General features: G+C 33.7%; 15 protein-coding genes. 2 read left to right on the top strand and 13 right to left on the bottom strand.

Annotated features, from left to right (window positions below):
• Positions 1 to 46: 46 nt before the first annotated feature.
• The 8 genes from EGI22_RS18725 to sucC all read right to left on the bottom strand — a co-directional run bounded on the left by EGI22_RS18725 (position 47) and on the right by sucC (position 7,401).
• Positions 47 to 433 carry a hypothetical protein gene (locus EGI22_RS18725; RefSeq protein WP_255069974.1) on the bottom strand — a complete coding sequence of 129 codons (387 nt, stop codon included), beginning with the start codon at positions 431 to 433 and terminating at the stop codon, positions 47 to 49.
• A gap of 323 nt (positions 434 to 756) precedes the next feature.
• Positions 757 to 2,103: a hypothetical protein gene (locus EGI22_RS18720; RefSeq protein ID WP_255069973.1), complete on the bottom strand. Its 1,347-nt coding sequence runs from the start codon at positions 2,101 to 2,103 to the stop codon at positions 757 to 759.
• A gap of 228 nt (positions 2,104 to 2,331) precedes the next feature.
• Complete coding sequence (locus EGI22_RS18715) at positions 2,332 to 2,721, bottom strand: YebY family protein (RefSeq protein WP_255069972.1); 390 nt, start codon at positions 2,719 to 2,721, stop codon at positions 2,332 to 2,334.
• Positions 2,718 to 3,182, bottom strand: a complete 465-nt coding sequence (locus EGI22_RS18710; protein WP_255069971.1) for a hypothetical protein — start codon at positions 3,180 to 3,182, stop codon at positions 2,718 to 2,720. The genes EGI22_RS18715 and EGI22_RS18710 overlap by 4 nt, the downstream gene beginning before the upstream one ends.
• 244 nt (positions 3,183 to 3,426) lie before the next feature.
• The gene (locus EGI22_RS18705; RefSeq protein WP_255069970.1) at positions 3,427 to 3,864 is read right to left on the bottom strand and encodes a hypothetical protein; all 438 of its coding nucleotides are present in this window, start codon (positions 3,862 to 3,864) and stop codon (positions 3,427 to 3,429) included.
• Positions 3,865 to 4,539: 675 nt separating this feature from the next.
• Positions 4,540 to 5,037 carry a hypothetical protein gene (locus EGI22_RS18700; RefSeq protein ID WP_255069969.1) on the bottom strand — a complete coding sequence of 166 codons (498 nt, stop codon included), beginning with the start codon at positions 5,035 to 5,037 and terminating at the stop codon, positions 4,540 to 4,542.
• A 370-nt stretch (positions 5,038 to 5,407) separates the two neighbouring features.
• Entirely contained in the window at positions 5,408 to 5,995 is a 588-nt protein-coding gene (locus EGI22_RS18695) for a hypothetical protein (RefSeq protein WP_255069968.1), read from the bottom strand.
• 194 nt (positions 5,996 to 6,189) lie between these two features.
• Positions 6,190 to 7,401 (bottom strand): ADP-forming succinate--CoA ligase subunit beta, encoded by a 1,212-nt coding sequence (sucC, locus tag EGI22_RS18690; protein WP_255069967.1) that lies wholly within the window; start codon positions 7,399 to 7,401, stop codon positions 6,190 to 6,192.
• 110 nt (positions 7,402 to 7,511) lie between these two features.
• Here sucC and EGI22_RS18685 point away from each other — a divergent pair, with 110 nt between their 5' ends.
• Together EGI22_RS18685 and EGI22_RS18680 are read left to right on the top strand one after the other, a co-directional pair.
• Positions 7,512 to 8,162: an ABC transporter ATP-binding protein gene (locus EGI22_RS18685; protein WP_255069966.1), complete on the top strand. Its 651-nt coding sequence runs from the start codon at positions 7,512 to 7,514 to the stop codon at positions 8,160 to 8,162.
• 412 nt (positions 8,163 to 8,574) lie between these two features.
• Complete coding sequence (locus EGI22_RS18680; protein ID WP_255069965.1) at positions 8,575 to 9,348, top strand: queuosine precursor transporter; 774 nt, start codon at positions 8,575 to 8,577, stop codon at positions 9,346 to 9,348.
• Here EGI22_RS18680 and EGI22_RS18675 read toward each other — a convergent pair.
• From EGI22_RS18675 to EGI22_RS18655, 5 genes are read right to left on the bottom strand one after another with little or no spacing between them, the layout of a single operon-like run.
• Positions 9,335 to 9,502, bottom strand: a complete 168-nt coding sequence (locus tag EGI22_RS18675) for a hypothetical protein (protein ID WP_255069964.1) — start codon at positions 9,500 to 9,502, stop codon at positions 9,335 to 9,337. The two genes, EGI22_RS18680 and EGI22_RS18675, sit on opposite strands and share 14 nt — an antisense overlap.
• The gene (locus EGI22_RS18670; RefSeq protein WP_255069963.1) at positions 9,502 to 10,014 is read right to left on the bottom strand and encodes a YfiT family bacillithiol transferase; all 513 of its coding nucleotides are present in this window, start codon (positions 10,012 to 10,014) and stop codon (positions 9,502 to 9,504) included. The genes EGI22_RS18675 and EGI22_RS18670 overlap by 1 nt, the downstream gene beginning before the upstream one ends.
• A gap of 15 nt (positions 10,015 to 10,029) precedes the next feature.
• Positions 10,030 to 10,821 carry an inositol monophosphatase family protein gene (locus tag EGI22_RS18665; RefSeq protein WP_255069961.1) on the bottom strand — a complete coding sequence of 264 codons (792 nt, stop codon included), beginning with the start codon at positions 10,819 to 10,821 and terminating at the stop codon, positions 10,030 to 10,032.
• Positions 10,799 to 11,968, bottom strand: a complete 1,170-nt coding sequence (locus EGI22_RS18660; protein WP_255069960.1) for a DUF4105 domain-containing protein — start codon at positions 11,966 to 11,968, stop codon at positions 10,799 to 10,801. Before EGI22_RS18660 ends, EGI22_RS18665 begins: the two co-directional genes overlap by 23 nt.
• 53 nt (positions 11,969 to 12,021) lie before the next feature.
• Positions 12,022 to 14,550, bottom strand: a complete 2,529-nt coding sequence (locus EGI22_RS18655) for an ATP-dependent Clp protease ATP-binding subunit (protein WP_255069959.1) — start codon at positions 14,548 to 14,550, stop codon at positions 12,022 to 12,024.
• Between the last annotated feature and the right edge of the window lies 1 nt (position 14,551).

Below are 14,551 nucleotides of genomic sequence, written 5' to 3'. Positions count from 1 at the left end.
AAAAACCGACAAATTTGATATCTGCCAGTTTTCTTCTTAAAGTTTATTATTGTACTTCCGGAGCTTCAATTATCTCAAAGTTTTCTGCTTGGTTTTGGATATCGTCTTTAACTTCCCAAAGGAATTTAAACATGGTTATGGTTTGCTCTATCCTGTTTAATTTTTGTTTAGCGTGTTCGTCAGCTCTTTCTGAAATTTTTTGTTTCATTGTGTCTGCAGCTTCTAAAAATGCCTCTTGATCGGCAACATTTGTGTAAAGAAACTTTACATTCGAAGTTTTGTAGTTGTAGATGGTTTCTTTAAAAACTTCCCAAGGGTTTTCGTTGGTTACGCTGTTTTGCTCAGAAAGATTTTGTTTTTCGGTGGCGTTTGACTGAAAACTGATTAAACCTAATCCTAAAATAATAATAAATGATTTCGCTAAATTTTTCATGATGTAATTGTTTTTAATTGATTATTTGGTTCTTTGACCTATGGATTGTCCAAAGGTTTAGTGATTGATAATCAGTATTCTACAATTACACTTATTCTATCTATGGATGGTGGTTTTTACTCTATGGTTGAGTTTGAGGATAGTTAGAATAAAATTAAACAGTGTAGTGTTTTCAGGCTTTAAGAATGTGAAATTTGGTATATTCTTTATACTTAGAGTTTTAAAAATGTTAAATATTGATTAGAAATTGGATAGAAACAATCACTAGATAAGCAATCATAGTAATTCGGAAAATGGTAAAACTATCATTATTCACTAATCCTTCATTTCTTGTCGAAATACCAAAAAGGTATAGCCACATAATCACCCCAAACTTTTTTGGGTAAACTATCAATCTCTAGTGTTTTTATGTAGAGCGTGTTGCGGCCAATCTTGCATTTTTCGGTATTTAGATAGATTTTTATACCTTTGGCTCGATCAGTTTTTTCAAAGAAAAACTCGTTGGAATTCATCGTAGAGTCGTTAAGAGAAATTTGAAAGTATTCTCCCAAGCATTCCAGCCTTGCCTTGTCTTTTATTGGTCTTTTTTGTGAGTTTTTAAGACTATCGGCTAGCACAGGCTCTTTGCATATTTTGGATAAATCTTCATCCAGAACTTTAGAATAATTGATAAAAAGCTTCAGAAAAGGCTCTTGGATGACATCAGATTGGATACTTGCTTCAGGCATTTCATCATTTTCGGCTCGCTGGTTATCATAAAAACTCGAATTTATTTGGTACTCAGGCGATCCGGAGGAAAAGAAATTCCGAGATTCCATCATAGAAATTCCAGCGTGCTCGAATAATTTGGTTGTATAAATGCCAATAGAGAGGGTAAAGAAAATAAAACCAATGACCATCACGGACTTGAAGTATTTTTTGTGAGGCATATTGGAGCCAAACGTAAAATTGATATATTGAATGGGCTTATACATGCCCATATACAGAAATGTGCTTTTTTCGACAGTAGCTTTATATAGTTTTCTGATGATGGGATGCTCCCTATATTTTTCTGTGTAACCAGCCGCCATAATTAGCATAGAAAACAGCCAAAGTACCCCTAATAGTCCTAAAAATACAGGCTTTGTTATTTCGTAAAGCGACGGTAGATAGGTTTTAAAACCAATTGTGGCCACAAAACCCAAAATGTAAAGCAAGGCCATCATGATACTAAACAAAACCAACACGAAAGCTATAGAGAAAATCTGACTACAGAGCTTGTCTAACCGCACAATAAAACCATCTAAGGAGTCAAACTTCTCTTTGTACATTTCTGCCATTTCTTTGGTGGTGTTCGGAAGGTTGTCGAAGTTGATTCCTTGAGGGAATGCCGCTCTTAGACCCACCAATGCAATCCAAAAAGCACGAAAAATAAAATGTACTATAAAAGAAGATATCAATAAATACGCAGAGGCCTTTCCGAAACTATACGCAAGCGTGGGTAATACCTGGCTATATAAGTCACTGCTTATCTGGTAGTTTTGATAATAGCTCGCTATGGCACTATCGGTGAGTTCGGGTAGAAAAGAGGTAGAGAAAATAGCAGCTCCCGAAACCACCAGTTCGAGGTTCCAACTTTGATTTGATAATTCTTGAATCCAATTGCTTTTTTCGTGAGGATGATTTTCCATTGCTTTTAAAAAACGAAAGGTTAGGTTTTAACAAATATAATTTGTTTTTATTGGAATTTAGGGATAGGACGTATTGAAAATCCTATTCATCTAGCTTCGACATTGTTCTGTGGAATATGGTGAAGAGACGAAAATTTGATAATTTCCTTAAAAATTAAAGGAATCAACGCCTTAAGACTTCGCTTTGAATTTCTCTCCTGAGGATATAATACTTGTTTTTTATTTTCATTACTTACATAATGTTTGCCCAAAATCTAAAACTTCACCAATATTAATTCGAGTCGTTGCGTTTTTCTCAGCTACTCCTACATCCATAAGCTCTTTTTTTTGTTTTTCATCAATTGCCCAAATTTCTTCTATATCATTGACTTTATTATTTGTTCCCTCAGCTCCGTTTACTCCGTAAATTTTGCCATTTGCCTCAAAGGTTATATAAATACCGCTTTCACACCGGAGAATACCACTTTCTACTGTAAAAGGCCAATTTTTAAACTCTTTTTTGGAGATTAGTTTTGAATGTTTATCATTAGATTCTGAAACAGAATCATTATTTGATTGTGTTGGATTTGAAGAACATGAAAAATGGAGGATAAATACGAAAATATATATTCGATTCATTTTGTTGAATTAACTATGATGTAAATAAAATTAGTGTTAAAATTAATTTCATGGATTCCTTCTATTGAGGAATATCTAACAACCGTTCCTGAATTCATAAAGGATGGAGTTGTCTTTGGTAATCCTAATTTTGTAATTGCATTTTCATCAGTTGATAAATTCTGAGTATCATTTATAGTAATTCTATCAATTTTTCCTTCTTTGAATATTATTTCATATTTCTCTTTCTCAAAAAAAACTCTTTCACAATTTGCATTTTCACAAGGATAACCTTTTACTTTTTCTTTTTTAGTAATTTTGCCAAGGACATTTTCAAGCTCAGAAACGGACATATTTAAAACTGTTTTTACTTCTAAAATAGGTTTTTCAATTGTACTTTCTGTCTTTTGAGAATCTCCGTTACCACAACTTGAAAGTGAAATTGAAATTGTGAGAAGCAATAACTTAATAAGTGTCTTCATATTTTAATGTTTAAAAATTTCCTATGGCCGCAAGCAATTTGCTTTTGGAGTAGATTTTGATTTAATTAATTGATTAATAGGTACTTACTTGCTTTCATTGAAATTTATGAACTTTGGACGCTTTTTATACCGAGTGCCCCGATTAATGTGAATTTGAAAAACTAAAATCCAGCGAATTTTACCCTTCGAATATGCCTCTGAATTAAAAGCTGTAATACAATTTTGGTAGTATAACATAAATTATCTATTTTAATTTTCCGTCCTTTACAGTAACATAATTCAACCATGCTGGCCAACCCTCAACATATTTCCCATCTTGAGCTATTTCTCCGTTGAGATATACAAAGTCTCCAGAAGCATATCCTGCACTATGTTTGGTTCTAATTTCAAGTTTTCCTTTATCGGTGTTAAGCCACCGTATGTTGTATGAACTTTCAATTTGTGTTTGATTGTCAATTGAAATGCCAATAGTATCTTTTAAAATGTTTTGGGCATTTGGGTCTAAATATCTTTTAGTTAAAAAATCGGCAATTTTATCAAGTGAACACAACTCTCCGTCATATTTATTTTCATTGACTAAAAAAGCGTATTCTTCTTTACTATCAATTTTTAACGCTAAAACATTCTCATCAAGAAAACCATGTTTAAATAGATAACTCCCTTCATTTTTATCAATAAGCAAAGAATTATTTCCTAAATATTCCCATTTAGCTTTTTCTACCCTTCCATTTTGAGAAATGAGTAATTCATTCCCTGACCTGAATATATATACAATCTTAAAACTTGAAGCCGTGTCTACAACAACTCAATGCTGATTCGTCAACTTAGTCAGGTAGTCAAGTTTTTGAGAAAATCTTTGTAATTTTGGGATTAGTTCAAAAAAATAAGTTTTCATTTTTTGTTTATGATTCCTTCAACCAACAAAATGATAGCAATTTAGTGATTTTTTTTAATTAACTTATTACCAATTATTTAAAAAACACTTTGTGTTGGAGATAAAAGAAATTAGTGCCAATACTGTAAAAAAACTTCCCGGTATATTGAGGGCTAAGGACTAAAAAACCTATAAACTTCTGTGCCTAAAAGTCACTCACCTAATTTGAATTACAATTTCTTAAAAAAGATATTTAAAAGCAAAAGAATTTATTTTTCGGAGTAGAAATCCTTTTTATCTTGCTTCTGGATTGTCCTACTGAAAATCTCGAAAGCTGAGAAAAATTAATTCTTTTTTGGTGGAATAGGTGGTGGAGTAGCTCTTGGCATATTATTACTTCTTTGATTACCTCGATCGCTCTCTTTTAAAGGAATTGGTTTAGGTGGTGGGTTTGAGTTTGGATTATTTTTAGCCATATTTTTATTAAGAGTTAAAAAGATTTGTTAGATAATTTTGCATTTCCCTTTCAGATTGCTCCGTGATTTTTTTCGGATGTTCTATAATAGTTTCATTCACAGTTTGATTTATTTCAGATTCCGAATCTTTTATTTCATAAAACTTTTCAGCAGATTCAAATTCTGTAATTTTATTATTGTAATAATTATAAAATAATCTTTCAAGTTTATTATAATATTCAGAATAAAAGTTTTGTATAGCAATTAATTTTGAGATTTTATCTTCATCAAAAATTATATTGTTTTGCATTTGCTTCAATAAAGAAGAAATTGCTATTATTGCAGATGCTATAACTGGTGCAATATCCCAAACTTTCCAACTCATAGCACCTGTGGTTGAAGTGGCTATAATAAAAATATTAAACCAATTTAGATATTTCCTTTGTCGCATAGCTAAAAGTGAAGCAAAAATTTCATTTTTCTTAGCTTGTGATAATTCTAACCATATTCTATGGTAAATATCCATAATTATTATTTTTTTATTTTCCTACCACCAGCATTATGATGGTTTTAGAGTAATTTTAGATTTATTTTTTTAAAATAAAGTCTTTATATGCTCCTTTATTAAAGACAAAGCAAAATTGAACACCAACACCGATAAAAAGTTACCCGTTATAATATATTCTAAGAACTAAAAAACATAGAAACTGCTCTGCCTAATTGTCGCTTACCAAATCTGCAAACCAAGTTCTGAAAAAAGAATTTGAAAAGCAAAAGAATTTATTTTTCGGATTGAAAATCCTCTTTATCTAGCTCCGAAGTTGTTCTGCAAATTTCTTAAATAGCGGTGTGATTTTTTTAAATTACAATTGATTAAAAATGGTTTAAAGTGATTACTATTTTTTTTGATAGTAATAATGAGGTACTTTTTTCAGTATTTTAGTCAATTTTATTCCATGTTTCTCTAAATCCGCAAACGTTCCTTCATTTGGAATATTCCTTATCTTGAAATCATAATAACCTTCGATTTTAGAATTACTAAATATGACAAAAGGAAATTGTTTATTCGTCAATAATGTAAATAGCCGCTGAATAGTATAATGTTGAATATCAAAAATATGTTCATCAGATATATAGGTTACAATACTTTTTGAATTTGGTTCCAAAAAAGACTTTATTAAAAAAAGAGTATCAATTGAAGTTACTTCATAACCAATGATATCTTTTAAATATTCAGTCTCCGAATAATTTAGTATTTCTAAAATTTCTTTTTTCAATAAATTGTTGAAATCTTTTGAAGATCCCTCGTTTGGTCCAAAATATTCAATATCATATTTTTTGTTTTCAGGTATATTTTTGGTTTCTAATCTATTCTTATGGATACCAGTAAAATGACTTATAAGATCTTTGAAAGTAACACCTTTTATAGAAATTAAACTATCAATCTTAATATAATCATATTCGTTATTTTTCGAATTCTCCAATTTGAAATACGATATATTATTTTGAGCTATTGAATTAATGTTATAAATAAAAATAAAAAGTAATAAGTTGAATATTTTCAAAATACAATTTGTTAAAATGAATAAAAACCTCTTGGTACTTAAAAAAATCAGAGAACCTTCCAAAAAAAAGCAGCCTTCCAGCTGCTTTTTTACTATTTAGAAATTTAAAATCCTTACGCCAAAACCTTGGTAATCAATTCAGCAGCATCTTTCAACAATACCGCAGAGTATACTTTTAGGCCTGATTCGTTTATGATTTTTGAACCTTCTTCGGCGTTGGTTCCTTGTAGTCTTACGATAATCGGAACTGGTATTTCTCCAATCGATTTGTAAGCTTCTACTATACCTGCAGCCACCCTGTCGCAACGTACAATTCCTCCGAAAATATTCACGAAGATTGCTTTTACGTTCGGGTCTTTCAATATCAATCTAAATCCAGCTTCTACCGTTACGGCGTTTGCACCACCACCTACGTCAAGGAAGTTAGCGGGTTCTCCACCATACAATTTGATGATGTCCATCGTAGCCATCGCTAGTCCAGCTCCGTTAACCATGCAACCTACGTTTCCGTCTAATTTTACATAGTTTAGGTCGCTTTCAGAAGCTTCAACTTCTGTAGGATCTTCCTCAGCTTTGTCTCTAAGGGCAGCCAAGTCTTTATGTCTGAAAAGAGCGTTATCATCTAAATTTACTTTGGCATCTACAGCCAATATTTTATCGTCAGAAGTTTTCAACACAGGGTTGATTTCAAACATCGATGAGTCCGTATCTTCGTAGGCATTGTAAAGCGATATCAAGAAATTCACCATTTCCTTGTTGGCAGTACCAGTTAGACCCAATTTATAAGCCACTTTTCTAGCCTGAAAACCTTGCAAACCAACACGTGGGTCAATCCACTCTTTAATGATTTTCTCTGGTGTATGTTCTGCAACTTCCTCAATGTCCATTCCACCTTCAGTAGAGGCCATGATTACGTTGCAAGCTCTACCTCTATCTAACAAAATAGATACATAGTATTCTTTAGGCTCAGAAGCACCAGGATAGTACACGTCTTCTGCAATCAAGACTTTGTTCACTACTTTACCTTCAGGACCAGTTTGAATCGTCACAAGCGTGTTTCCAAGCAAATTGGTAGCGATAGTCGAAATATCATCTGCCGACTTGGCCAATTGCACACCTCTTTGTTCTGTACCTACAATCTTTCCTTTTCCTCTACCTCCTGCATGTATCTGAGATTTTACTACAGCAAACTTCGAATTTGTCCTTTCAGCGATTTGCTGATAGCCAGCTACGGCCTCTTCTACAGTGTTAGCAACAATTCCTTGTTGTATTCTTACACCGTATTTTGATAAAATTTCTTTACCTTGGTACTCGTGAATATTCATAATTTATTAAATAAAAATTGAACTTTTCTAATTTTTTGCCAAATTAGCAAATTATTAGACTTTATAAAAATTTATTTATAAAAAATACGCAAAGAAATAAAGAAAACAATATGCTGGAAGGAAAGAATATTTTTAAGAAATATGGCTCAATAGAGGTTTTAAAGGACATTTCGCTCGAAATACAGCCTTCGGAGATAGTTTCGATAGTTGGGGCATCGGGTGCAGGCAAAAGCACGCTTTTACACATTTTAGGTACATTGGATAAAGCAGATTCTGGTCATATTTTTTTGGATAAAATAGAGTTGAGCCAATTGGACAACAAGGCCTTAGCTAAAGTAAGAAACGAAAATATTGGATTTATTTTTCAATTTCATAATCTTATGGCTGAGCTCACGGCCAAAGAAAACATTTGTTTGCCGGCCTGGGTAGGAAAAAAGAGCAAAAAAGAAACCGAAGAAAAAGCGGATATACTTTTGGATGCATTAAAAATCAGCCATCGAGCTGAGCACCTACCCTCAGAAATGTCGGGTGGCGAGCAGCAGAGAGTAGCAGTAGCAAGAGCATTGATAAATTCGCCAAAATATGTTTTTGCAGACGAGCCAAGCGGTAATCTAGACACTAAAAATGCTGAAGAACTGCATTCTTTGTTTTTTGAATTGAGAAACAATTTCGGTTGCTCTTTTGTTATTGTAACACATAATCCATCCCTAGCCGAGCGTTCCGATAGGATTATTGAATTAAAAGATGGAAAGATAGTTTGAGTTGGAAGTTTGTTATATGGATTCTTTTATCCTTACCATTTATAGCTATTGTATTGGATAAAATGTAAAATCCTACTAATCAAATGATAAAAAAAATGATCCTTAAAATATTGAATATAAACATTTGACTTTTTCAAAATAATTACTAATTGTTCCTTATATTTTTTGAACCGTCCGTTGTGAAATTTTTGGCAGATTAGGTTAATAAATTGGGAAAATGTGAATCCAAAATTTCACAGAGGATCATTGCGGTCCGCCGCTGCGGTTCAAAAAGTGTTTTTTTTGTTACTTTTTTTCAACGGTGCGGCGATCCGCAAAAAAGTAAGCCTGCCTGGCAAGGCACACAAAGTTTATAATTTACTGAGCAATTTAACCCTGAACTTTAGTATATAATTTAAAATTATACCCTATAATGACATTTACAGCCAATAAAAAGCAAATACTCTTCATAATTCTATGTGGAATATTCATAACCAATGCAATAGTCGCCGAAATAATTGGAGCAAAAATATTCTCTTTAGAGGCCACCTTAGGTCTAAATCCTGCTCAAATAGACCTTTTAGGCTACAAACTAGATTTCAATATGACGGCAGGAGTCTTGAATTGGCCCATTGTTTTCATAATATCTGATATCATTAATGAATATTTTGGCGTAAAAGGCGTGAAAATCATCTCTTATCTTACTACTGTATTAATCGTTTACACCTTTTTCTTATTGTATGGAGCAGCTTCGCTTCCTCCGGCCCAGTTTTGGTTAGATGTAAATAGTGTAGACAAACAAGGCAATTCGCTAAATATCAACAATGCTTTCGGGATAATTCTACGCCAAGGCATGGGCATAATAATAGGAAGTGTGATTGCTTTTCTTTTGGGCCAAATGTTGGATGCCTTAATATTTAGAAAAATTCGTCAAATGACTTCGAACAAACACATTTGGCTACGTTCAACAGGCTCAACAGTAGTTTCGCAAATGATAGATAGCTTTGTAGTAATTTTTATTGCTTTTTATCTTTTCGGCAATTGGAAATTTAGCCAAATAATAGCTGTAGGCTCTGTAAACTATGTTTACAAGTTTTTTATAGCCATTTTGATGACGCCAGTAATTTATCTGATTCACTATGCCATAGACAAATATCTTGGCAAAAAAGCATCAGATGAGCTAATAGAAGAAGCTACTTATCTTTAGAAAAAGCCGAAGCTGAAGGACATGATGAGCAAGAGCCACTTGAGCAAGTTCCGCATTCTCCTGTTGGTTTTTTCTTAAAGAATAGACTGAAGAGGTATTTGATAGCTAAACCAAATACAATCAGAATAAAAATATTTTCTAATAAGATTTTCATTAGTTCAATACCAATTTTATGTGTTCTAAATGATGTTCAGAATGCCATCTGTATAAGGCAATCACATTTCTAAGGATATAAGTCCTTTGGTAACCATTGTGGTAGAAAGTCTTTTCAAAATCTTCTTGTTTCATGTCTCTGAAAAGAAAAACCAATCTTTCATGCAGACCTTCTATTATTTTCAAAGAACTCTCAATCGGCAATTTTGAATCTGGCAATTTAGCCCAATCGCTTTCAGAATAGCCTTTTATTGTGGGATTTACCTCTGTTAAAGCACATTTTACTCGGATATACATATTTGCGTGCGAGTCTGCCACATGATGCACAACTTGGCGAGCGGTCCAACCATCTGGACGATAAGGTGTATCTAAAATGTCATCTGGAAGGTCACTGGTCAATTCCCTAAGCATCTTTGGAAAATCTTCTAAGTAATTTATAGCTTCACTTAAAGACTCGTAAGGGTATTCCTTCGTATTGTCAAATTTGCCAATTGGGTATTTTAGATTTTCCATAGTTTGATTGCTTATTTAATACCAAAAACGTTTTATTTCTTTTAAAAGTTCTGTTTGTACAGGTCCACCTGCTATAATATCTCCTCCAAAAAGATAATTGTCTCCTCCCGAAAAATCACTTACCTTCCCTCCTGCTTCGGTCACCAAAAGTACACCTGCGGCCATATCCCATGAGTTAAGATTATATTCGAAAAAGCCGTCGTACATTCCGGCAGCTACATAAGCCAAATCCAATGCAGCCGAGCCGAACCTTCTCAATCCATGTGTTTTCTGCATCAAAGATTCGAGAATATGGATGTATTTTTCCATTTCTTCGAATTTATAATATGGAAATCCCGTTGCAAATAGACTTTGTCCAAAAGTTTCATTATTTGAAACACTTATTGCCTGACCATTTTTAAAAGCTCCGCCGTTTTTTGTAGCCCAGAAAATATCTTTGGTACAAATATTATAAACTACGCCAACTAAAACGTCTTTTCCATCTGCCAAAGCTAAGCTTACAGAATAATGAGGTAATCCATGCACAAAATTGGCCGTGCCATCTAAAGGGTCGATTATCCAATTTAAACCATTTATGTCGTCGGTTTCAGCCGTCCCTTCTTCTGTTATGAATCCAATTTTTTCATCAATGCTTCTAAGACCCGCAACTATCATAGTTTCGGCTTCTTTATCTACATAAGATACAACATTGTTAACATCTTTGTATTCAATTGCGTTGGTCTTGAATTTAAAGGCTTCGTTTTCAATAAATTCTCCTGCCTGAAGAGCTATGATTTTTACTTTTTCAAGAATTAGATTTAAATCCATAAATATTTTTTAGAATGAAAGCTATACGTATTAGAATTGTTAAAATTATGGGAATCAATGCGATGGAAATTTCCTGAGGAATTACTTTCCATAAAAGCAAAAGAAGGATATTTATTATTCCATAAAACAAAAATAAGGGTTTTGCTATTTTTTGATTTTTTATAAAAAAAGCAATTGGAAATAACAATGGGAAAGCCCAAACTAAGTTGAAGTTTTTCTCAGTAACGCCATGATCTGTGAAGAACCACAATAAAAACAATATCCAACCCGAAATACCTAAAATGGTAAAGAAAACTTTGTCAAACAATACGAATTTACTTTTTTTGCGAAACTGCCAAAATGTATATCCAGCTATAATGAAAAAGAAAATGCTAAAAATCACGAATGGAGTGACTGTTTTTTCCTTAATAATAGGGTTAATATAATTCAAATCTCTTTCACCCAAAACAAAAGGCTGATACGCTCCATTTTTTAAAATTTTAGCTTTGTTAGCAGCAAACATCAAATTGTCTGGTAAAAACATTGCATCGCTCCAGCCCGTTTTTCTATCAGATGGAACGCCTATTGCCAAATCCATAGCAAAGTCAGCCCAAGGTTTATTGTTATTGATGGCATACTTGTCTATCCACTGTCTAAAAGTACTGTCAGGCTTTAATTGTTTGTCAAAAACTAAACTATCGCCGCAAGCTTGTTGGAATACATCCCTGAGTCTAGTTGAGCAATTATCCGTGAAAAATTTATAATTGTATTCCCTGTTTTCAGGTAAAAGGTTATTTTGAAGGAAATCGAAAACCTTTTGTTTTTGGCTTAAAGTAAGATTTAGCCCTTGCTCTTTTACGCCTCTATTTTCTTGGTTTGCCCAATAATTCATCTCAAGATAAAAATCATGAGCAGAGATTTGATAAGGTAATTGGCCTCTTAAAAATTTAATATAGAAATTTGGTGCATTGAAGTTAAAAGTTCCATAATTGAAGTTTACATCGATTCCGAGTTGAGGATCTACAATTCTAATAGCACTATGTCCAAAAGTTGAATACAATTCTTCACCTGGTGAGATTGTTAAAAGAGATACCCTGGATTGGTCTGATAAAGTTTGAGCCCAGACGCTTGATGTAATAAATAAAAATAAGAAAAGTAGTTTTTTCATAAACAAAAAAAGCACGAGAATTTCTTCTCGTGCTATCTAATTAATATTTGAAATTATTGTTCAATCGCTTCTTCTTTTGGTTTTTTTGTGAATTTCAGCGTTTCTTCGCTGTCTTCATGGTCTACCAAAATCACATCTCCTTCACTCATGCTACCTTTTAGGATTTCCTCAGCCAATGGATCTTCAACATATTTTTGGATAGCCCTGTTCAATGGTCTAGCTCCATATTGTTGATCATATCCTTTTTCCGCTAAGAAATCTTTGGCTTTTTCGGTCAATTCCATTGAATAGCCAATATTAGAGATCCTTTTGAAGAGTTTTTTCAGGGAAATATCAATGATTTTATGCAAATCTTCTCTCGCCAATGAATTAAACACAATAACATCATCCAATCTATTTAAAAACTCCGGAGAGAAAGTCTTTTTCAATGCATTTTGAATAGTTGATTTTATCATATCATCTTGGTTCTCAACTCTTGATTTGGTCGCAAACCCAATTCCCGAACCAAAGTCCTTCAAGTCTCTAACACCAATGTTAGAAGTCATGATGATAATCGTATTTCTAAAATCAACTCTTCTGCCTAAGCTATCCGTAAGAATTCCATCATCTAATACTTGTAAAAGAATATTGAAAACATCTGGGTGAGCTTTTTCGATTTCATCTAACAGCACAACAGAATACGGCTTTCTACGAACTTTTTCGGTCAATTGACCACCTTCTTCATAACCAACATATCCTGGAGGAGCTCCTACCAAACGAGAAATACTGAATTTCTCCATGTATTCGCTCATATCTATTCTTATCAAAGCATCTTCTTTGTCAAACAGATACTCCGTCAAGGTTTTAGCAAGTTCCGTTTTACCTACGCCAGTTGGTCCTAAGAAGATAAACGTACCAATTGGTTTATTTGGATCTTTAAGACCTACTCTAGTTCTTTGAATAGCTTTCACAAGCTTCTCAACAGCAGCATCTTGTCCTACTATTCTTCCACGAAGCGAATCTCCCATTTTAAGGATTTTATCACTTTCGTTCATGTTTACTTTTCTAACAGGTATTCCCGTCATCATAGCTATAACCTCACCCACATGGTCTTCGGTTACTACATGTCTCAAAGTTTTAGACTCTTCTTCCCAAGCTTGTTTCGCGTTTTCAAGTTGTTCCAAAAGCTTTTTCTCACGGTCTCTCAACTGTGCCGCCTCTTCATACCTTTGACTTTTAACAACTCGGTTTTTCTCAAGCTTAATTTCCTCAACGGCTTCTTCTAAATCCAAAACCTCTTGTGGAACATTTATGTTCTTGATATGTACCCTTGCTCCTACTTCGTCTATTACGTCAATAGCTTTATCAGGCAAAAATCTATCTGTTATATATCTTTCAGAATATTTTACTGCTGAAACTATAGCCTCGTCAGAATACGTCACATTGTGATGATCTTCGTATTTGGTCTTGATATTGTTTAAGATTTCTATAGTCTCGTCAATAGATGTTGCATCTACCATTACCATTTGAAATCTTCTTGCCAATGCTCCGTCTTTTTCAATATATTGACGGTATTCGTCTAGCGTAGTTGCTCCTACACATTGAATATCTCCTCTTGCCAAAGCTGGCTTGAACATATTAGAAGCATCCAATGAACCGCTCGCTCCTCCGGCACCTACTATGGTGTGTATTTCATCAATAAACAGAATAATTTGAGGGTTTTTCTCAATTTCAAGCATTACTGCTTTCATTCTTTCCTCAAATTGTCCTCTGTATTTGGTTCCAGCAACCAATGACGCTAGGTCTAAGGTTACAACTCTTTTGCCAAACAACACTCTTGATACTTTCTTTTGAGCAATTCTAAGTGCTAAACCTTCTGCAATGGCTGTTTTACCAACACCAGGCTCACCAATCAATATAGGATTGTTCTTTTTTCTTCTAGAAAGTATCTGTGCTACTCTTTCTATTTCTTTTTCTCTACCCACTATCGGGTCAAGCTTTCCTATTTCAGCCATTTTGGTTAAATCTCTTCCGAAATTATCCAAAATTGGCGTTCTAGATTTTTCTCCAGATTTCGTATCAGCTCTTTGTCCGCTGAAACCACCCCCACCGAAGTTTTTGTCGTCATCGTCAGTATCTGAGCTGTCCATAGAAGGTTCTTGTCCAGTCAACTGATATTCCAACATTTCTTTTATTAACTTGTAATTGATTCTGTAACGGTTCAATATCTGACAACCTAGATTGTCATCATCGCGTAATACCGCCAAAAGCAAATGCTCAGTGCCTATAACATCAGATTTGAAGATTTTTGCCTCCAAATGGGTGATTTTTAGGACTTTCTCTGATTGTCTTGTCAAGGGGATGTTAGAAAGATTTTTTATTGTGTTTGTCGCAGTGCCTCTAGTTGAGTTTTCAATAGAAGTTCTTAATTCTTCAGGATTTAAACCTGCTTTCTGAATTAGCTCTAAACCCAAACCTTCTCCTTCACGAATCATACCTAAGATTAGATGTTCTGTCCCGATATAATCGTGTCCCAATCTCAATGCCTCTTCACGGGCAAGAGAGATAACTTCTTTTACTCTTTGTGAAAACTTGGGTTCCATT

The organism is Lacihabitans sp. LS3-19, assembly GCF_024343575.1.
In the GTDB taxonomy this organism is placed as follows: Bacteria; Bacteroidota; Bacteroidia; order Cytophagales; family Spirosomataceae; genus Leadbetterella.
This window is presented reverse-complemented; position numbering and strand designations above follow the sequence as displayed.

What these genes read in the sequence shown, in the direction of transcription:
- EGI22_RS18725 (WP_255069974.1), bottom strand. Translation starts at nt 433, where the DNA reads ATGAAAAATTTAGCGAAATCATTTATTATTATTTTAGGATTAGGTTTA.
- EGI22_RS18720 (WP_255069973.1), bottom strand. Translation starts at nt 2,103, where the DNA reads ATGGAAAATCATCCTCACGAAAAAAGCAATTGGATTCAAGAATTATCA.
- EGI22_RS18715 (WP_255069972.1), bottom strand. Translation starts at nt 2,721, where the DNA reads ATGAATCGAATATATATTTTCGTATTTATCCTCCATTTTTCATGTTCT.
- EGI22_RS18710 (WP_255069971.1), bottom strand. Translation starts at nt 3,182, where the DNA reads ATGAAGACACTTATTAAGTTATTGCTTCTCACAATTTCAATTTCACTT.
- EGI22_RS18700 (WP_255069969.1), bottom strand. Translation starts at nt 5,037, where the DNA reads ATGGATATTTACCATAGAATATGGTTAGAATTATCACAAGCTAAGAAA.
- sucC (WP_255069967.1), bottom strand. Translation starts at nt 7,401, where the DNA reads ATGAATATTCACGAGTACCAAGGTAAAGAAATTTTATCAAAATACGGT.
- EGI22_RS18685 (WP_255069966.1), top strand. Translation starts at nt 7,512, where the DNA reads ATGCTGGAAGGAAAGAATATTTTTAAGAAATATGGCTCAATAGAGGTT.
- EGI22_RS18680 (WP_255069965.1), top strand. Translation starts at nt 8,575, where the DNA reads ATGACATTTACAGCCAATAAAAAGCAAATACTCTTCATAATTCTATGT.
- EGI22_RS18675 (WP_255069964.1), bottom strand. Translation starts at nt 9,502, where the DNA reads ATGAAAATCTTATTAGAAAATATTTTTATTCTGATTGTATTTGGTTTA.
- EGI22_RS18670 (WP_255069963.1), bottom strand. Translation starts at nt 10,014, where the DNA reads ATGGAAAATCTAAAATACCCAATTGGCAAATTTGACAATACGAAGGAA.
- EGI22_RS18665 (WP_255069961.1), bottom strand. Translation starts at nt 10,821, where the DNA reads ATGGATTTAAATCTAATTCTTGAAAAAGTAAAAATCATAGCTCTTCAG.
- EGI22_RS18660 (WP_255069960.1), bottom strand. Translation starts at nt 11,968, where the DNA reads ATGAAAAAACTACTTTTCTTATTTTTATTTATTACATCAAGCGTCTGG.
- EGI22_RS18655 (WP_255069959.1), bottom strand. Translation starts at nt 14,550, where the DNA reads ATGGAACCCAAGTTTTCACAAAGAGTAAAAGAAGTTATCTCTCTTGCC.